Source organism: Pseudoalteromonas sp. NEC-BIFX-2020_015 (assembly GCF_012952265.1).
Classification (GTDB): domain Bacteria; phylum Pseudomonadota; class Gammaproteobacteria; order Enterobacterales; family Alteromonadaceae; genus Pseudoalteromonas; species Pseudoalteromonas neustonica.
In genome coordinates this window covers 77,612-96,894 of the sequence record NZ_JABCJL010000009.1, presented here as the reverse complement: position 1 = coordinate 96,894, position 19,283 = coordinate 77,612, and the positions used below count along the sequence as shown (strand labels likewise).

At 38.8% G+C, this 19,283-nt stretch carries 13 protein-coding genes; 7 read left to right on the top strand and 6 right to left on the bottom strand.

From position 1 onward, the window contains the following. Window positions 1-45: 45 nt before the first annotated feature. From HH219_RS08850 to HH219_RS08835, 4 genes are read right to left on the bottom strand one after another with little or no spacing between them, the layout of a single operon-like run. Window positions 46-849 (bottom strand): DUF1338 domain-containing protein, encoded by an 804-nt coding sequence (locus HH219_RS08850; protein ID WP_169327200.1) that lies wholly within the window; start codon window positions 847-849, stop codon window positions 46-48. A 47-nt stretch (window positions 850-896) separates the two neighbouring features. Then, window positions 897-2,378 (bottom strand): succinylglutamate-semialdehyde dehydrogenase, encoded by a 1,482-nt coding sequence (gene astD, locus HH219_RS08845; protein WP_169327199.1) that lies wholly within the window; start codon window positions 2,376-2,378, stop codon window positions 897-899. Window positions 2,379-2,395: 17 nt separating this feature from the next. Next, window positions 2,396-3,430, bottom strand: a complete 1,035-nt coding sequence (gene astA, locus HH219_RS08840) for an arginine N-succinyltransferase (protein WP_054203807.1) — start codon at window positions 3,428-3,430, stop codon at window positions 2,396-2,398. Between the two features lie 42 nt (window positions 3,431-3,472). Beyond that, window positions 3,473-4,678 carry an aspartate aminotransferase family protein gene (locus HH219_RS08835; RefSeq protein WP_169327198.1) on the bottom strand — a complete coding sequence of 402 codons (1,206 nt, stop codon included), beginning with the start codon at window positions 4,676-4,678 and terminating at the stop codon, window positions 3,473-3,475. Between the two features lie 201 nt (window positions 4,679-4,879). Here HH219_RS08835 and HH219_RS08830 point away from each other — a divergent pair, with 201 nt between their 5' ends. Both HH219_RS08830 and HH219_RS08825 read left to right on the top strand, forming a co-directional pair. Beyond that, a complete protein-coding gene (locus HH219_RS08830; protein WP_054203805.1) occupies window positions 4,880-5,308 on the top strand; it encodes an Lrp/AsnC family transcriptional regulator in 429 nt (142 codons plus the stop codon). A 433-nt stretch (window positions 5,309-5,741) separates the two neighbouring features. Continuing rightward, the gene (locus HH219_RS08825) at window positions 5,742-6,767 is read left to right on the top strand and encodes a GGDEF domain-containing protein (protein WP_169327197.1); all 1,026 of its coding nucleotides are present in this window, start codon (window positions 5,742-5,744) and stop codon (window positions 6,765-6,767) included. On the opposite strand, the gene HH219_RS08820 is transcribed toward HH219_RS08825, so the two are convergent. Both HH219_RS08820 and HH219_RS08815 read right to left on the bottom strand, forming a co-directional pair. Beyond that, window positions 6,759-7,688, bottom strand: a complete 930-nt coding sequence (locus HH219_RS08820) for a hypothetical protein (RefSeq protein ID WP_054203803.1) — start codon at window positions 7,686-7,688, stop codon at window positions 6,759-6,761. The genes HH219_RS08825 and HH219_RS08820 overlap by 9 nt on opposite strands. A gap of 87 nt (window positions 7,689-7,775) precedes the next feature. Then, window positions 7,776-9,689 carry a GGDEF domain-containing phosphodiesterase gene (locus HH219_RS08815; protein ID WP_054203896.1) on the bottom strand — a complete coding sequence of 638 codons (1,914 nt, stop codon included), beginning with the start codon at window positions 9,687-9,689 and terminating at the stop codon, window positions 7,776-7,778. Window positions 9,690-10,181: 492 nt separating this feature from the next. On the opposite strand from HH219_RS08815, the gene HH219_RS08810 reads away from it, so the two are divergent. The 5 genes from HH219_RS08810 to HH219_RS08790 are packed head-to-tail and all read left to right on the top strand — an operon-like array spanning window position 10,182 to window position 19,276. Continuing rightward, window positions 10,182-10,481: an isoamylase early set domain-containing protein gene (locus tag HH219_RS08810; RefSeq protein ID WP_054203802.1), complete on the top strand. Its 300-nt coding sequence runs from the start codon at window positions 10,182-10,184 to the stop codon at window positions 10,479-10,481. A gap of 9 nt (window positions 10,482-10,490) precedes the next feature. Further along, the gene (gene malQ, locus HH219_RS08805; protein ID WP_169327196.1) at window positions 10,491-12,485 is read left to right on the top strand and encodes a 4-alpha-glucanotransferase; all 1,995 of its coding nucleotides are present in this window, start codon (window positions 10,491-10,493) and stop codon (window positions 12,483-12,485) included. Further along, window positions 12,486-14,717 carry a 1,4-alpha-glucan branching protein GlgB gene (gene glgB, locus HH219_RS08800; RefSeq protein WP_169327195.1) on the top strand — a complete coding sequence of 744 codons (2,232 nt, stop codon included), beginning with the start codon at window positions 12,486-12,488 and terminating at the stop codon, window positions 14,715-14,717. After that, a complete protein-coding gene (glgX, locus tag HH219_RS08795) occupies window positions 14,701-16,758 on the top strand; it encodes a glycogen debranching protein GlgX (RefSeq protein WP_169327194.1) in 2,058 nt (685 codons plus the stop codon). The genes glgB and glgX overlap by 17 nt, the downstream gene beginning before the upstream one ends. Then, a complete protein-coding gene (locus HH219_RS08790) occupies window positions 16,751-19,276 on the top strand; it encodes a glycogen/starch/alpha-glucan phosphorylase (RefSeq protein ID WP_169327193.1) in 2,526 nt (841 codons plus the stop codon). Before glgX ends, HH219_RS08790 begins: the two co-directional genes overlap by 8 nt. The last annotated feature ends 7 nt before the right edge of the window (window positions 19,277-19,283 follow it).

Genomic DNA, 19,283 nt, shown 5'->3' with positions numbered 1-19,283 from the left:
TAGTTCAGCTTTTATGTAAATAATTTAGCAAGCCGCATTATTTTATTAACGCGCGTTAGTACTTTCAAATATTTTATCTGCTGAGGCGGCAACAAAGCCGGTATAAAGCTCACCATTAGGCTTAGCATAACGAATAGCAAACTCATAAAAACAACTCGGAACGCTCATTTTTGTGTCACTAAATTCAACCTCAAAGTCATCAGCAAGCGTTGATGATTGCTCTAATAGTACAGCAGGTGAACCTTTTATTTCCCCGCCTGAGGTATTAAGTGCAAAACCTGCGTCTTTAAGTGCTTGGTTTACATCTTCAATGTTATCAAACTTGGCAAGCTCATTGATGTTTACGGTAAAGTGGTTTGCACGGTAACCCCATGCTGACATCCATGCTGCGTATTCACTCTCAGCTAATAATGCCTTGTAGGTATCAGCGTCAACTTGCCAATGAGTACCCGAATATAAAAAATTATCGCCGGTAACAACGCTTTCGTCGATGTTTGCAACCATCTCGTTGACGATATTTTGCAATTCAGTGGAGCACTTTTCTACTAGCAGCTCAGAGATAAATACTTTTGGCTGTTTTGGATCAGTGTGTTCATAATGTTTGGCGTATAGTTTTTTAGCTTCGAAGTGGTATTCACCGCATTCTTTGTAACCTACCGCTAGAAAATGAGCTGCTAGTTTTTCAAGCCCAATTTTTTCATGGTTAAAGGTACGAAGCGCAATATGATCATTGATCACATCATCTTTTTGCGTTGATCCAAGTAATTCATGTACTTTTACAGCTGAAGGAGTGACTGCAAGGTAGTTTTGCCATAAGTTGTCAAAAAGAGTATTTACATTTGTGTGCATTTTTAATTCCTTAATTTGGTTACTGTGGCCGTTACGCCACAGGCTGATTATTCGATGATTAAGCCCGGCGCAAGGGTTGTAGGTAGATTAACCTGTGATGCTTCAACTGATGCAACAGGATATGAGCAGTAATCTGCTGCATAATAGGCGCTTGCTCTGTGGTTACCGCTGGCACCAATACCACCAAAAGGTGCCGCACTGGATGCACCTGTAATTGGGCGGTTCCAGTTAACAATTCCAGCGCGAATACGCTTTAAAAAATGATCATAGTCATCACGTGAATCACTTAATAGACCAGCAGATAAACCAAATGACGTATTGTTCGCTTCACTAATAGCACTGTCAAAATCGTTATAACGGTAAACTTTAATTAATGGTCCAAAGTGTTCTTCATCAGGGATATCAGCCACGTTGGTTACATCAATAATACCTGGGCTTACAAATCCTGTTCCTGACTTTAAATGAGCAAGTGTAACGAGTGACTTGGCACCCATCGATAATAGCTGCTGCTGAGCGGCCACCATACCTAACGCTGCTTTTTCGCTGATCATAGCGCCCATAAAGGGTTGATCTTCACTAAAACTATCCGCTACATTAATTTGTTTAGTGGCGGTGATCAGTTTTTCTAAAATGGCATCGCCATTTGGTGTGTTTTCAATAAACACACGACGCGCGCAGGTGCAGCGCTGGCCAGAAGTAATAAACCCTGATTGAATGATGTCATGGACTGCGGCACTTACATCAGCTACACCTTTAATGATAAGGGGGTTATTGCCACCCATTTCTAATGCTAAAATCTTGCCAGGGTGACCTGCAAATTGTTTATGCAATAAATGGCCTGTGTTTGAACTACCAGTAAAAAATAAACCGTCAGTATCTTGATGGCTCGCAAGTGCTATACCTGTTTGCACTTCACCTTGGACAAGGTTAATGACACCTGCTGGCAAACCTGCTTTTAACCATAAACAGAGCGTGTATTGCGCGACTAAAGGCGTCAGCTCTGAGGGTTTAAATACCACCGTATTGCCAGCTAAAATGGCTGGAACAATATGGCCGTTTGGTAAATGGCCAGGAAAATTATATGGGCCAAAAATAGCGACTACGCCATGTGGTTTATGACGAATAAATGCTTTGGCACCTGGCATTGAGTTTTCTGTGGTACCCGTACGTTCGTTATGTGCATTGATAGAAATAGCAACTTTACCTGCCATTGCGCCAACTTCAGTGCGCGATTCCCAAAGTGGTTTCCCTGTCTCGCTTGCAATTATGGTAGCAAACTCTTCGCTGTGTTTTTTTAGTTGAGCAACGAAGTTTTCAAGAATTGTAATTCTATTTTCAATTGATGATTCAGCCCATGCTAATTGTGCCAGACGCGCTGACTTTACTGCAGCATCAACTTGCTCTTTACTTGCCGTTTTGCCTTGCCAGATTATCTGACCATTACTAGGGTTAATTGAATTAAAGTCATGACCTAGGCCAGCATGCCATTGGTTATTGATTAACTGTGTACTTTGAGTCTCAATGCTCATTATAAACTCCTACGAGGTTACAGGCGGAAGAAACGCGCTGCATCCCCTTGTTTTAATTTAAGTGCGGTTGCAACTTCACGGCTAATAATTAAAGTGTGCTTGGCATGGTTATAGTGAGCGTGTTTGGTAAACGTTGCTCTGAAGTCATTCACGCCTTGGTTGCAAATAGCGAGTGTGTCGGAGCTTTGTTCATTAATATGATCCAGCTCACCAATTGATATCGGGCACACTAAGGATTCACGCACACTGCGTATATTTCCTAACTTTGCTTCAACGGTTGGCCCAGCATCAAATAAATCAACGTAGCCACGATGTTCAAAGCCTTCTTTTTCAAGGAGTTTCAGTGCAGGTTTTGTATGCTCATGAACTTTTCCTATCACTGCCTGCGCTTTCTTACTGAGTAAATTGGCATAAATAGGGTATTTAGGCATGAGTTCACTTATAAACGATTTATCGCCTAAACCAACAAGGTGATCAGCTTGAGGAAATTCAATACTAAAAAAGTGTTCTTCAAGCCATTGCCAAAAAGGTGAGTGGCCGTCTTCGTCGCTTACACCGCGCATTTCGGCAATGATCGTGTCAGCAAATCGTTCACTGTGCTGTGCCATAAACAAAAATCGTGAACGTGATAAAAAACGTCCAGCCAAGCCTTTACGGCTGTCTTCGCGTAAAAATAATGTACAAATCTCAGAGCAGCCTGTGTAATCATTACACATGCTTAAAATATCAACTGTGTTATATACTTTCAGGGTTGCAGAGTGGTGAACTGTTTTACCTAGATGGTAATGGTATAATGGCACGTTCAAACCCACCGCAGCCTCAATCGCTGTGGTGCCAACGACTTGCCCTGTTTCACTGTCCTCTAATACGAATAAGTAAGTTTCGTCGTGGGGCTGAGTAATGTTTTTCGCGAAACTTCTTTCTGCGCGTTCAATTTTTTCTAGCAATAAAGCATCATCAACGGGCAATGATGTAAAACCATGGCCAGATTCGATTGCAATTTGCTTTAACGCATCAAAATCGTTGGCGGTGATAGGACGTAATACTTGCATTCAAAGTGCTCCATTAGCACCCATGTAGGGTGCTAAATTAGGTTAAGCGTTTACAACATCTGCCACTGCTTTTTCAAAGCGTGCTAAACCTTCTTTTATATCCTCTAGTGGGATCACGAGCGAAGGTGTAAACCGAATAACGTTTGTACCAGCGACCAAACTCATAAGTCCGTGTTCAGTACTTGCGACGAGAAAGTCCCGTGCACGTCCTTCAAACTTACTGTTAAGTACAGCACCTAATAATAGACCTTTACCACGGACTTCACTAAATACGTCGTATTTTTCGTTGATTTGAGCAAAGCCGGCTCGAAAAAGTTGTTCACGTTCTTTAACGCCAGCAAGTACAGCAGGGGTATTAACGGTATCAAATGCAGCTTCTGCAACGGCGCAAGCTAATGGGTTGCCACCATATGTTGAGCCATGTGTACCAATTTTTAGATGTGCTGCAATGTCGGTTGTTGTGATCATTGCGCCAATTGGAAATCCCCCACCAAGGGCTTTTGCTGTTGTTAAAATATCAGGGGTTACACCTAATTCTTCGTATGCATAAAGAGACCCTGTACGGCCAACACCCGTTTGCACTTCATCAAAGATAAGTAATGCATTGTGTTTTTCGCACAAAGTGCGTACACCTTTAATAAAATCGCTTGTAGGCGAAATAATACCACCTTCACCTTGCAAGGGCTCCATCATAACCGCACATGTCTTGTCGCTAATAAGTGCTTCAAATGCGTTCAAATCATTGTAGTCACAATGATCGATTGCAGCAGGTTTAGGGCCAAATCCATCAGAATAGGCGGCTTGCCCACCTACAGTTACAGTGAAAAATGTACGACCGTGAAAGCCTTTGTTAAATGCGATAATTTGCGTTTTGTCAGCACCATGTATATCCAACGCAAAACGACGAGCAAGTTTGAGTGCCGCTTCGTTTGCTTCTGCTCCTGAGTTCGCAAAATAAACTTTGTCTGCGAATGTTGCATCGGTAATTTTCTTTGCTAAACGCAATGCAGGCTCATTAGTCATAACATTTGATAAATGCCAAATTTTCTCGCCTTGCTCTTTTAAAGCATTTACAAGTGCAGGGTGACAATGCCCTAAACAATTAACCGCTATGCCACCGGCGAAATCAATAAACTCTTTATCGTTTTGATCCCACACTCGTGATCCATGTCCACGAACAGGAATAACATCCGACGGGTTGTAGTTTGGAACCATAACATGATTGAATAAGTCTCTATTTACTTGCATTTGACGCACCTAAAATAACGAATATGAGAGGGTAAATTATAAAAAAGTTATAAAAACGAATATTTATAAAATATATAGCTGCTTAAAAACAGCTCTTTAGTTGTTGTTTTACTATTATCATGGTTCAGAGATTCAATTTGCAGTGCTATTTTGTTAAAATTGACGATAATAAAAAGCAAAATAACGAAGAGTGTTGCCAAAATGATTAGTCAACAAGATGAAAGATTACTATCTATACTACGTACAAACGCACGTGCGAGTATTTCAGATTTAGCAAGAGCGTTAAATTTGTCACGCTCTACAGTACAAAGTAGGATGCTAAAACTCGAAGAAAGCGGCATTATTAAAGGGTACAGTGTTGATTATGGAGAGGCGTATTTAAATGCCATGGTATCGGCACACGTTTCGATTAAAGTGAAGCAAAAGCTAACAACAAAAACCAATCTTGAACTAAAGCAAATTGACGCTATTTCACAACTTTATGCAATTAGCGGTGAATTTGATTTAATTGCAGTTGTTCAAGCGCAAAATTTAGAAAAGCTAAGTCATTTACTCGATGATATTGGTAATTTAGATGGCGTTGAGCGTACAACCTCATCGGTTATCTTAGAGACCAAATTTAAGCGGTAATATGTAGGGTTACCTCCGTTGAGAAAATAGGATGGGATTAAACTTTACTTAAAATAACTTTACTAATATTTTAAGCTTAAATTGTATTAACACACTATACTATACCCAAGCCACCTCAATATGCAGAGTTCAGCGTTTCACAGGGGCCTAATGTCAAGGCGTTACTTTGCAAGAATGGCAGTCCCTTTTAAGAAGCAACAACGATGAGAGTAAGTGCCGGTGAAACGCCCAATGGGTTGGTTTTAAAACGATTTATACTGCGTTATTGATTTTAACAATAGAAACCACTATTACTTGCAATCAATACCTTGCCTAAATCGTTTTAAATTCCAACGACGCTCACATATTGAGGTGGTTTGGGTATATTAATTCAGTACTTATTTTATTCTGTAAATTATTATCAATTTGCTAGTTACTCGAATACAGAGGTCATATGCAGGAAAGTTTATTAAATTCTGTTATTAAAATAACTAAAAATAGAGACATTGATTCACTAGAATATAGCCTTATTTCAACAATTAAAGAGTTTGTTGATTGCTCAGAAATTGCTGTTTATAAAGATTTGGATGTCCAAGAAGAATTGACAATTGAACGTAGTTTGTCTTTGCAGACTCTTAACGATAAAGAATTTATCTGGGGGCCAAGACAGATAATAGATGATCCCGAACCTGAACTTGTATCGTGCTTACGCTCTGCATGTATTATCACAGTGAAGTCGAATGATGGAGTTGAAAAGCGCTGGTTGCCAATTTCATTTCAAGACAAACCCATAGGCGCAATCTCAATAGTGTGTAACGAATTGAAAAGTGCGGATCAAGTATTACTGAACGCTTTTTGTCGAATCTTTGAAAACTACTTATTTATTTTACATGAAAATGAGCGAGATAAGCTAACGGGGTTGCTAAACCGTCAAACTTTTGATAAAAAAATTAAGCAGCTCATTGAAAAACAAGTACTAAAGCAACACAAGTTAACGAAGGTTGATTGCCATAGGAAGTTAAAGCAAAGCTCAACATCTTGGCTTGCAATGATTGATATTGATCACTTTAAAAGTATTAATGACAAGTTCGGACACGTCTGTGGAGACGAGGTGTTACTGGTACTTGCTCAGAGAATGCGTCATTTTTTTCGTTCGACCGATTTGATATTTCGTTTTGGTGGCGAGGAATTTGTTATTGTATTTGAACCAACTAATTTTGAATCAATTAATGAAAAGATGAGTCAATTTCTTGAGATGATAAGAGCAACTCATTTCCCATTTGTAGCAAAGATGACCCTGAGTATCGGTATGTCGCGTATCAGCCCTTATGACTTTCCGATAACGGTATTAGAAAATGCAGATAAGGCACTGTATTACGCAAAAGAAAATGGACGCGATAAACTTTGTTTTTATGAGGAGCTAATTGCTGATAACTTGATTGATTCACCTGATAAGAGTTCAGACATCGATTTATTCTGATCTATTACTTGAGGCAGACCTAATTATTTTATTCTTTTTTACTTCATCAAGCTTGATGATATAAGCATTCCCGCCGATCCCTTTAAATTCCTCGTCTGTGAAGACTATGGTATTTTCATCGTAGAACGTAATAGCTTCTTTTTGAGTAACAATACCTAAATCAATACGCGATACGTCACCGGAAAAAAACTTATCTTCGGAGAAGTTTTCGAATAACCAAATACTGGTTGAATCAAGTAATACAAGTTTTTTTCGATCAGGGCTTAGTGCTGCGGAAGTTATCCAACATAGCTTTTCCATTGTTGTGCAGGTTTTAAAAGAGCCGACAAGTTTTGCGTCAAAATTAGCTGCATGATCACCTACTCTGTATACATTAGTTATGCCATCAAAGGGAACAGTGCGATTTTTAGTAAATAGATATAAATGACGACCAAAAGCAACAAATGCTTCTAAATCAAAATTGCGTTTACTTGCAGCAATAGGGCTCCCATCAAGTTCAGGATACGTAAACTTTATGATTTCAGCCTCTGTGGTGTTTGTTTTTATATCAATCGGGTTTTCAATTTTATAAATTGTTAGCCATTTTCGCTCTTGTTTATTATTGCCAAAATCACCTAAAAAGAAGTGCCCAAAGTCATTTTGAGTCATATCCTCCCAATCAATATTTTTTGCGTTTGTGACAAGTACTTCCTTGGCGATAGACCCATCTTCTCTTAGGCGATAAAGTTTAGCTTCGTCACCACCATCGTTTATAGCCCACAGGTGATTACCTTTATCAAACTCAATACCGGAAATTTCTTTTAGTTTAGGATCGACACTCACTGCCTTTTTACTATATAGGGTATAAATTGAAATGCTTATTGAAATAGTTGTAACTAAAAATACGATAGAGATAAGTGAATATAGGCTTTTTTTAAGCATGTATGAGGATGTCTAAGTACTAAATTGCTAACTATTATTATCTATTTTAGTGTAAATTTCTACGTCTAATAAATTTAGAGTCAATATTTAACTTTCCAGATTCCACACGCCGGTCCCCGTCGCTGCGATATGATTAACATTACCTTGTAAAACTTTATTACCAACATTTAGCGATGACTGTGGACGACTTACAAGGTAACCCTGTACGCTGCTAATTCCCATACGTTTTACTAGTTCAAATTGTTCTATTTCTTCAACACCTTCTGCAACAATTTTAAGCCCTAATTTTGTGCCTAGTTCACTGATTGAGTTTAGAATTTCATTATATTTAGGGTTTTCGTTAGCTTGTGCGATGAATAATCGATCTATTTTTATTACATCAATTGGTAAATCAGCTAGAGTACTTAAAGAGCTAAAACCAGTACCAAAATCATCAATAGCGATGGTTACACCTTCTTTTCGCAATTTTTCAAGTTCATTAATTATAGTCTCACTGGCTGTTATCAACGTTGATTCCGTTATTTCTAGCATCAAGGAGCTTGGTGGAAGTCCTGTTTTAGCTAGTTTTTTCATTACCCATTCGTGAATTGGACGATGTTTAAGTTGGATACCTGACACATTGACAGATATTTTTACTTTACGCATACCAGCATTATGCCATGCTGACATTTGTCTACACGACTCGAGCATTATCCAATCACCAAGCTCTAAAATAAGATTAGATTCTTCTGCTATCGGAATAAACTCAACAGGGGATATTGCACCTTCTACAGGGTGATCCCAACGGACTAGAGCTTCAAAGTAATCTATTGCACAGTCTTCTACGTGAACAATGGGCTGAAAAGATAAGTGAAAATTCTGACACGCTATTGCTAAACGTAACTCTTCTAATAAATAATGGTAACGACGCATCTTGTTGCCCATTTCAGGCGAATAGACCTTAAAAATACCACGACCATCTGTTTTTGCCCGATACATAGCCACATCGGCCATTTGTAATAACGCATGGGGTGTTGATGCGCTTTCTGGGTAAACGGCAATACCGACACTGGCACTAATTTTTATAATTTTATTACCGAGTACAAAGTCACGTTCTATTTCATTTAAAACGTGTTGAGCAACATCTAAGGTTTTAGTGTCAGAATCGATTTCATTAATAAAAATTGAGAACTCATCACCACCTAAGCGAGCTAAATTTTGTTCTAATAAACTGGTCGGATTTAAATCATTCAGTTTATGGTGGCGAAGAACATTAGCAAGTCGCTCGGCGACTTGAATGAGTACTTCATCACCAAAGCTATGTCCAAATGAATCATTAACTTGTTTAAAACCATCCAAATCAATGAACAATAATGCACAGTTAATGTTTTTTATTTCAGCGCCATTTAGCTGACGATCTAAGTGCTCGATGTAAGCATGGCGATCAATCAGTAGCGTGAGCTTATCTTGGCAAATACTTGTTTGAGTTTCTCGTGCGTATGTAGTGACATGGTTATTGAGGGCATTAATTGCTTGGCTCAATTTTGCTACTGATGTGGGATTATCAAGTGGAGGAAGCTGAATATTAAAAGCACTTACCAATTTATGTGTTTGCAGGTGTAATTGGTTAATAACATTATGTTCGCGCTTTATTTGGCGAGCCTTCCCTAAATACCAAGTTAACCATAAGCCCAGTAATATTAATAATATTAAATTGGCAGGGGATAGTAGTGTTGCGTTTAAAACAGATGACGCTTTGGCAGTAATAAACTCGGTCTCTGTAATTTTTATTAATAAATAGTCGTTGTTATTACTGTGTATTAGATGGTGTCCGCTCAATATCGGATTGTACCAAGGCGGCATTTCAAGCTGTGTATTGGCGATTTTAAACGTACGTAGAGCTATGTTTGATTGCTGAGGGTTGATGTTGTTGATTTGTTTTGTAAGCAATACATTTAGGCAATAGCCAAAAACAATAATGGCTATTAAAGCAATACCGAAAGAACGAAAAAAGTTAGTCATTACATTAGCCATAAGGATCCCATTTCAGCTTTGAAGTTATTATTAGGGATTGAAGGTTTTTCTCAGTATATAGTTTGTGACAGCGGGTGACAAAACATTTCGAGTACAATTGTACAGGAGTGATCATTTTTATGATGAAATAGAGTAAATACATAAGGTGTATGGCTTTTTTACTCAAGGAGGACATTAATTTTTTTCACTTTACCTGAGAATAATTCTTAACTACTTTATAGGCTATATTTCGAACATTAACCACAAAGTGGTTTGTTTATTGCTATCTTCATTGCGATGTTTCTTTTTGATGGGTTTTTTATCATTTATTGCACTAAAATTGTGCAATTAAATTTTAATTGCACTGTCATAAAGCATAAACATAACTTTGATTTACTAATAAACAATGTTTTTACGTATAACACCCCTGCATATGTTGAGTAGTTGAACACAGCACGGTGGCAAGGATTAATTAACCAAAAGGTTTAGTTGGAGCCCGCTATGTTAAGCAAACGATTTTTTAAAACCAAAAATGAAGCTGAAGTGACATTTGAATTTCAGCACCCGGAAGCTGAAGAAGTTCAACTTGTTGCTGAGTTTACTGATTGGCAACCCGTTAATATGAAGTTCAACAAGAAAGGGCGCTGTTTTAAATTCAAACAACGATTACCAAGTGATCAACAGTTCCACTTTAGATATTTAGTAAATGGCTGCATTTGGGACAATGATCATCAAGCTGATGGTTACATTGCAAATAGCTTCGGAACAGAAAATAGTATAGTTAATACACAACGTATATAAGGCGCGATTATGGAGTCACTTTCGCAGCTTTTTTACCTGCATGGAATTGGGTATGAGTATACAAAGTACACTGGTGAACACGTTATTTTTAGTGACGAAACTCGCGGTGCGGCACTAAGTTGCTGTGGGATTGATATTACAAATAATGCTGAAGTTGAACATTTAAATGTCACCTTAGATGCAAATAAATGGCTGCAACTAGTGCCTAATTGCAGCATTGTCTGCGAAGAGAAACCAATATTCAAAATACGTATTGATCAACGTTTATTGGCGCAACATTGTGTTATTTCATTCATGGAACTTGAACTAGAAAATATTAATGTCTGTTTGGCTGATTTAATATGTACTGGCGATTATATATTTAACGGTATTAAATATTTAGAACTTGCTTGTCCATTACCTAAACTGCCAATCGGTTATCACCATGTTCGTGTTGACGTTGCTGAAATATCTGGAGTGACCCAATTGTGGGTAACACCAAAGCACAGTTACCAAGTAACAGAAAAAAAACAAAGCGGGCTTTCAATCCAACTTTACAGTTTAAAAAATAAAGCGGGATTAGGAATAGGCGATTTTACTGATTTGCTTGATTTAGTGAAGCAAGCTGCAACACACCAGCTCGATTACATCCTATTAAACCCATTGCACTTACTGTTTTGTGAACAGCCAGAACGAGCAAGCCCTTATAGTCCAAATAGCCGAGCATTATTAAACCCGCTTTATATTGCTGTTGAGTCATGTGAAGATTATCTTGATAATGAATCAGTTGCGATTTTTATGAAAAATGCAGATATTCTGGATTTTAAAGTTACTAATCAGCAGGCGCAATATATTGATTACACAGCTGTAAATTATTTTAAATATGCTGTTTTTAAGTTGCTGTATCAAGGTTTTTGTCAATCTGGAAGTCGTGTCCGTAAGCAGTTATTTGCAGATTTTTGTCTGCAACATAGCGAAACACTCGCGACTTTGAAAGTGGATGATCTTGAGTTTGCGAGCTATCTTCAGTGGCAGGCCCACCTACAATTAAAGCAGTGCCAAGTGGTTGCGCGTGAAAGTGGCATGAGCATAGGTTTAATTAATGATTTAGCTGTTGGCTGTGCTGGTGATGGTAGTGAGTATCTTAATCAGCAACACTTATTTACAGATTATGCTTATGTTGGCGCGCCACCAGATCCTTGGGCTGAACAAGGTCAAAATTGGGGGCTACCAGCACTTAACCCGATTAAGCTTAGCGATAATAACTTTGCTTATTATCGAGCATTGATCCGCGCCAATATGGAAAACGTGGGAGGCTTACGGATTGACCATGTAATGGCTATTCGTCGTTTATGGTGGTGTTTTAACAACCAATATCAGCAAGATGGCTGTTATGTTTATTATCCATTTGAACATTTGCTAGCTGTTTTAACCATTGAATCTCATTTAAATCAATGTATTGTAATTGGTGAAGATTTGGGTGTCGTACCGCCTGAAGTCAAAGCTGCATTAGCTGACAAAGCAATCTTCTCAAATGGCTTATTTTACTTTGAAAAGGATTGTGACGGTGAATTTTTACCTGTTAGTTCTTTTTCAGCGCAATCATTATTGATGATTGCAAATCATGATGTACCGCCTTTTTTTGGCTGGTGGCAAGGCTGTGATCTGAGTTTAAAATATGACTATGAATTAATTGATGAATCGCAATTAATTCAACAACAACAAGCAAGAGACTTAGAAAGGCAGCGATTATTACGTTTCTTGGAAAACTGTGGAAAATCACTGTGTTTACAAAGCCCAGTGAGTGATGTTTATCAAGCGCTAACATTAAGTTTAGCTCATTCACCCGCACGTTTATTTACTATCCAACTAGACGATTTAGATGATCAAACCCTACCTGTAAATATCCCAGGGACAGATAAGGAATACCCTAATTGGCGTAGAGTGCTCACTTATTCAAGTGAAAGCATTTTCGATCGTCATCGTGAATTCCTGCGTGCTATTAATTCCATAAGGACTAATTAAATGAACAGTATTGTTCGTAAACAATCGACGTTGCAGCACTATGGCCCGCAAGTTAATGCATTACAGCGTGGTTGTTTTAAAGACCCATTTAGCTTTTTAGGAACGCATTCAATTTCTGAAACAAAAAGTGAAGTACGTTGTTACATGCCAGGCGCTGGCAAAGTAAGTTTAAAGCTTGGTGAGCAAAGATTAGAGTGCGCACGATACTCTGAGTCAGATTTATTCATAGCAGATGTTAATAGTAAAGATATGGGCACTTATCAATTTGTGGTTGATTATGGTGAATACGAAATTATTTGCGATGACGTTTACAGCTTCGAAAGTAGCCTTGATGACAGCGCGATGTACTTATTTAATGAAGGGACATTAGAGCACGCATATCGACACCTTGGTGCGCATTTTATTGAATTATCAGGTAAACAAGGGGTGCGTTTTAGCGTGTGGGCACCAAATGCGAGTAGTGTTTCTGTTATTGGTGAATTTAACCACTGGCAAAAAAGCCAGCATTTTATGCGTTTTCATCCAGCATCGGGTGTGTGGGATCTATTTATTCCTGAATTAACACAAGGCCAGTGCTACAAATTTGCAATTACAACGTTAAGTGGTGAGGTGTTTGAAAAAGCTGATCCATTTGCTTTTAAAATGCAACAAGCGCCAGGGACAGCATCAGTATTACAAATTCGTCCAACTGCTATAGCGTTGACTAAAGAAATGCAAGCGCAAAGGGTCAAGCGAAATGCAATAGATGCACCCATTAGTATTTATGAAGTCCACTTGGGCTCATGGCAGCGAGAGGCTGGGGATCGTTACTTAAATTATCGAGAATTAGCACAGCGCTTAATTGGATATGTAATTGAGCAAGGCTTCACGCATATTCAATTAATGCCAATTAGTGAATTCCCATTTGATGGTTCTTGGGGATACCAGCCGGTTGGTTTATTTGCACCGACGAGCCGATTTGGCGGTTTGGATGATTTTAGATATTTTGTAGAGCAATGCCACTTAAAAAATATTGGTTTGCTTATTGACTGGGTTCCCGGTCATTTCCCAAGTGATCCGCATGGCCTACATTGTTTTGATGGCACGCATTTATTTGAACATGCTGACGCGCGCCAGGGTTTTCACCCAGATTGGAATACATACATCTATAACTATGATCGTCCTGAAATTCGTAGTTTTTTAGTTGCTAATGCAATGTATTGGCTTGAAGAATTTGCGATTGATGGCTTACGTGTTGATGCGGTAGCGTCGATGCTCTACCTAGATTACAGCCGTAAAGAAGGTCAATGGATCCCAAATTGCTATGGTGGTCGTGAGAATTTAGGTGCGATTGAATGCCTAAAGCAAGTTAATCTACGTAGTTATGCCAATAACCCTGGGATCATGATGGTTGCAGAAGAATCAACAGCGTGGCCTGGAGTTACACGTCAAGTAGATCAAGATGGCTTAGGTTTTGGTTATAAATGGAATATGGGTTGGATGAATGACAGTTTGCATTATATGCAACGCGATCCTTTGTATCGCCAGCATCATCATCATGAATTAACTTTTTCAATGGTGTATGCCTTTAGTGAAAATTATGTTTTACCTTTGAGCCACGATGAAGTGGTACATGGTAAAGGCTCATTACTCGAAAAGATGCCCGGAGATGATTGGCAAAAGTTTGCAAACTTACGTGCTTATTATGCATTTATGTGGGCGCATCCAGGTAAAAAGCTATTGTTTATGGGGGGGGAAATAGCTCAGCGCAGTGAATGGAACCACGATCAATCACTCGATTGGCATTTATTGGAACATATCTCGCATCAAGGTGTACAGCGTACGATTAGTCAACTTAACAAAGTATATACCTCTGAACCAGCGCTACATCAACTAGATAATGATCCAAGAGGTTTTAGTTGGATTGATAGCCAAAATGCACAGCAAAGTATTTTCAGTTTTATTCGATTCGCTAAAAAAGCCAGCGATTATGTTGTCGTGATCAGTAACTTAACACCCACGGTTTATCATGATTATTGTATTGGTGTGCCAAGTGCCGGTGAGTTTAAGGTCATTTTAAATACAGATGAGGAAGCGTTATTTGGTTCAGGAGTGCATGTTGTAGCATTAACGGAGCAAGTAATAAGTACTGTTGCGACTGCAAGTCATGGCCATCAACATAGTATTAAATTGTCTTTGCCTGCGCTTGCGACAATTTATTTAAAAAAGGTGTCTGATGAGCCTATCAATTGAGTTAAATCAAGGTCATATATCTCCGTTGGGGGCAAACGTCGTTGACTCGGGTGTTAATTTTGCTGTTTATGCACCTTTTGCTAAGCAATTATATGTATGTTTGTTTGATGCAAGTGGGCATACCGAAGTACTGAAATTGGCGATGAATAATAATGAAGGTGGAATTTGGAGCTTATATATCAGTCCACTCGCGCCAGGTACTTTATACGGCTATCGAGCTGAAGGCGATTATCAGCCTAAAAAAGGCTTATTCTTTAATAGCCAAAAATTATTGATAGACCCCTACGCAAAAGATTTATTTGGTGAGTTTACATGGAGTGAGCGTCATTATGGTCAAATGCCTATTGGAACATTCAGTGCAGTAAACAACGCAATTGACATGCCTAAATCTAAAGTCACTGAATTACAGCCTTATAAAGGTAAAAAGCCCGCGCATGATTGGAGTAAAACCGTTATTTATGAATGTCATGTAAAAGGCGCGACAGCTCGACATCCATCAATTCCAAGTCAGCTCCAAGGTACATATTTGGGCTTGAGTCATGCAAGTTTTATAGAACACTTACGAAAGCTAGGGGTAACAACATTAGAGCTTTTACCTGTTCATAGTTTTATCAGTGAACAATTTTTAACAGCGAAAGGTTTGCAAAACTATTGGGGTTATAACTCTTTAAATTTTTTTACCCCGCATAAAGATTACTTAGTAAATGGCGAAGTAGCAGAGTTTCAGCAAATGGTAACTAAGCTACATGAAGCAGATATTGAAGTTATTTTAGATGTTGTATACAACCATACCGCAGAAGCAGGCAGTGATGGTCCAATTTTGTCTTGGCGTGGGTTAAATAACCTCGGTTATTATCGTTCAATTAATAACAACCCAGAAGTTTATATTAACGATACCGGTTGTGGTAATACGTTGAATATAGATGACCCCTATACTTTGAAAATGGTGCTAGACAGTCTGCGTTATTGGGTTGAAGTGATGGGGGTTGATGGTTTTAGATTTGATTTAGCCACTATTCTAGGGCGTACTCCTCATGGTTTTAGTCAAACACATAGCTTTTTACAAGCAATAAACCAAGATCCTGTCTTAAGCCAAGTAAAGCTTATCGCAGAGCCTTGGGACATAGGGCCCGGTGGTTATCAGCTTGGTGCATTTCCTGCTCCTTGGCGTGAATGGAACGATAAATATCGAGATGTTGTCAGACGATTTTGGCAAGGTGAAGGCAATATGTTACCTGAGCTTGCAAAGCGTTTGCATGGTTCATTTGACTTGTTTGAACATAATCTACGAGGCCCGTTAAATAGTATTAACTTTATAACTAGCCACGACGGCTTTACATTAACAGATCTCGTTAGCTATGAGCAAAAACATAACGAAGCTAATGGTGAACAAAACCGTGATGGTCATAGTGCAAATTATTCGTTTAATTGTGGTTTTGAAGGGTTCACTGATGATGTAGAAATTACCAAATTACGCTTACAGCAACAAAAGAACCTACTTCTTACATTATTACTTTCTAAAGGCGTTCCTATGCTGTCGGCCGGCAGCGAAATGGGTCACTCGCAGGGCGGTAATAACAATGCATACTGCCAGAACAATCGTACCAGCTGGTTAGCTTGGAAAGACTCTCAACGTCAACACAGTTTAACCCGTTTTATTGACGACGTGTTGAGTATACGTAAAGAGCATAATGTTTTTAAGCACAGTGTGTTTTTGCATGACAGCGATAATCGATTTTGCGTTGATTGGTATTCTGAAGAAAGTAAAGCGATGGAAGAAAGTGATTGGCATGATGGCTCTAAGCAATTTTTAATGTATAGCCTGCGGGATTTACAGGCCAAAACAGCACTACTCATTATATTGAATGCCAGTAAAGTGAAGGTCAAATGCCAATTACCCGTGAGTAATGGGTTATCTACATGGAGTTTAGCGATATCGAGTGTTGATCAAGCAATGATCAAAAGTACGGATGAATTTGAGGTTGCTGCACAAAGCAGCTGGGTTTTTACAGCCAATTTAGAGGACGAATGTCATGGCTAATAATGGTGAACAAATGTGTGTAGCTAAAGGATGGCAAGATGCTCCTTTAATTGATGAAAGTACGCTTGAAGATGATTTATCACGCCATTTTTACTATACCTTAGGGCGTGATCGAGTCGGTAAATCTCAACTATATTTATATAATGCGTTAGCATTGACAATTCGTGATCGTTTAGTAGCTCGTTGCAGAGCAACGAAGCAACAAATGAATAGCGAAAAACGTCGTAAAACAGCTTATATCTCATTAGAGTTTTTGATGGGCCGTGCGCTTGGTAATGCAATTCTAAATTTAGATTTAGATGATCAGGTTAAGGATGCGCTCAATCAGTACTGTGCCAAAATAGAAGATGTGGCAGAAGCCGAGCATGACGCTGGCCTAGGAAATGGAGGCTTAGGGCGTTTAGCTGCATGTTTTTTAGATAGCTGTGCAAGCCTTGCTTTACCTGTAACGGGTTATGGTATTCGTTACGAATACGGCATGTTTAACCAATCAATTGAAAATGGTCATCAAATTGAACAACCAGATAATTGGTTACGTGAAGGGCATCCATGGGAACTCAGCGCGCCAGAACAAGCTAAACGAATTAAATTTTTTGGTCACGTAGAGAGCTATACTGATAAAAAAGGACGTGTTCATCGTCAATGGCTAGACACACATGATGTACTCGCTGTCCCTTATGATGTACCAATTCCTGGTTATAAAAATAACATAGTTAACACATTAAGATTATGGAAGTCTGAAGCCACGGATGAATTTGATTTAAGCGAATTTAATGCGGGTAGTTATTCGGAAGCGGTTGCTCACAAAAATCTTGCTGAACAAATTACGATGGTATTGTATCCCAATGATACCAGTGAAAATGGTAAAGAATTACGCTTAAGGCAACAGTACTTTTTATCGTCAGCCAGCTTGCAAGATATCATGGGTGTATGGGTTTCACAACACGGTGAAGATTTTAGTGACTTTGCAGACTTTCATGTTTTCCAACTCAACGACACTCACCCAAGTATAGCCGTAGCTGAATTAATGAGGCTGTTAATTGATGATTATGATCTAGATTGGGACGATGCTTGGGAAATAACAACCAAAACAATGGCATATACTAATCATACATTATTACCAGAAGCACTTGAAAAATGGTCGGTGTCACTATTTGCACGTTTATTACCACGCATTTTAGAAATTATTTATGAAATTAACGCACGCTTTCTTGCTCACGTTGCGCTTGCGTGGCCAGGGGATGTGGTAAAACAACAAGCACTTTCTTTAATTGAAGAAGGTCCTGAGCCACAGGTTCGTATGGCTTACTTAGCGATTGTTGGTAGCTTTTCTGTCAATGGTGTTGCAGCACTTCACACAGAACTATTAAAAGAAGGGCTGTTTAAAACATTTTATGAGTTATGGCCAGAAAAATTCAATAATAAAACAAACGGTGTCACACCTAGGCGCTGGCTTGCCCATTGTAACCCTAAATTAACCAAACTAATTGGCGAAAAAATAGGAGATAATTGGGTGGGTGATTTTTCACAAATCAGTCAGTTACGTCGTTATTTTGATGACGCTAAATTTCACCAACAATGGCAAGCAGTTAAGCTTGAAAATAAGCAGCGCTTAGTTGATTTAGTTAAAGAGCGATGCGGTGTTGAGTTCGATACGAGTATGATGTTTGATGTGCATGTAAAACGTATTCACGAATACAAACGCCAACTACTTAATGTCCTCCATGTAATTCACCTTTATGACCGCATTCGCCGTGGTGATACTGCTAATTTAGTGCCTCGCTGTGTACTACTTGGTGGTAAAGCAGCACCAGGGTATTACATGGCAAAGCGGATTATCAAACTTATCAATAATGTCGCTGATGTAATAAATAAAGACCCGCTTGCTAAGCCATTTTTAAGAGTTGCCTTTTTACCAAATTATAACGTCACAGCCATGGAAACTATTTGTCCTGCAACCGATCTTTCTGAACAGATATCAACTGCCGGAAAAGAAGCTTCGGGCACTGGTAACATGAAATTTATGATGAATGGTGCATTGACAATTGGTACGTTAGACGGTGCAAATATTGAAATTCGAGATGCTGTTGGCGCTGATAATTTCTTCTTGTTTGGCGCACAAACTGAACAAATTGACGGTATTAAGCAAAGTTATAATCCGTTACATTTAATTCATAATACCCCTGATTTACTTAATGTAATGCAGTTGCTAGAAAGTGGCCACTTCAATTTATTTGAGCCAGGATTATTTGACGACATTATAAATGCAATTAAAAGCCCTCATGATCCATGGCTTGTAGCGCATGATTTTGAGAGCTTTGTACACGCCCAACGTGCCGTTGAGCACGCCTACTTAGATCAACAGCATTGGACACAGATGAGTATTTTAAATACGGCAGCCAGTGGTGTTTTCTCAAGTGATAGGACGATAAGCCAATACAGTGATGATATTTGGCATTTAGAAGCATTAACAACAACTAGTATGGCAAATCAAGCCACTAGTAACAGCTTAGATTAATACGGAG

Bases quoted from the DNA above. Each gene is read 5' to 3' on its own strand.
- HH219_RS08850 (WP_169327200.1), bottom strand. From the start codon at position 849: ATGCACACAAATGTAAATACTCTTTTTGACAACTTATGGCAAAACTAC.
- astD (WP_169327199.1), bottom strand. From the start codon at position 2,378: ATGAGCATTGAGACTCAAAGTACACAGTTAATCAATAACCAATGGCAT.
- astA (WP_054203807.1), bottom strand. From the start codon at position 3,430: ATGCAAGTATTACGTCCTATCACCGCCAACGATTTTGATGCGTTAAAG.
- HH219_RS08835 (WP_169327198.1), bottom strand. From the start codon at position 4,678: ATGCAAGTAAATAGAGACTTATTCAATCATGTTATGGTTCCAAACTAC.
- HH219_RS08830 (WP_054203805.1), top strand. From the start codon at position 4,880: ATGATTAGTCAACAAGATGAAAGATTACTATCTATACTACGTACAAAC.
- HH219_RS08825 (WP_169327197.1), top strand. From the start codon at position 5,742: ATGCAGGAAAGTTTATTAAATTCTGTTATTAAAATAACTAAAAATAGA.
- HH219_RS08820 (WP_054203803.1), bottom strand. From the start codon at position 7,688: ATGCTTAAAAAAAGCCTATATTCACTTATCTCTATCGTATTTTTAGTT.
- HH219_RS08815 (WP_054203896.1), bottom strand. From the start codon at position 9,689: ATGACTAACTTTTTTCGTTCTTTCGGTATTGCTTTAATAGCCATTATT.
- HH219_RS08810 (WP_054203802.1), top strand. From the start codon at position 10,182: ATGTTAAGCAAACGATTTTTTAAAACCAAAAATGAAGCTGAAGTGACA.
- malQ (WP_169327196.1), top strand. From the start codon at position 10,491: ATGGAGTCACTTTCGCAGCTTTTTTACCTGCATGGAATTGGGTATGAG.
- glgB (WP_169327195.1), top strand. From the start codon at position 12,486: ATGAACAGTATTGTTCGTAAACAATCGACGTTGCAGCACTATGGCCCG.
- glgX (WP_169327194.1), top strand. From the start codon at position 14,701: ATGAGCCTATCAATTGAGTTAAATCAAGGTCATATATCTCCGTTGGGG.
- HH219_RS08790 (WP_169327193.1), top strand. From the start codon at position 16,751: ATGGCTAATAATGGTGAACAAATGTGTGTAGCTAAAGGATGGCAAGAT.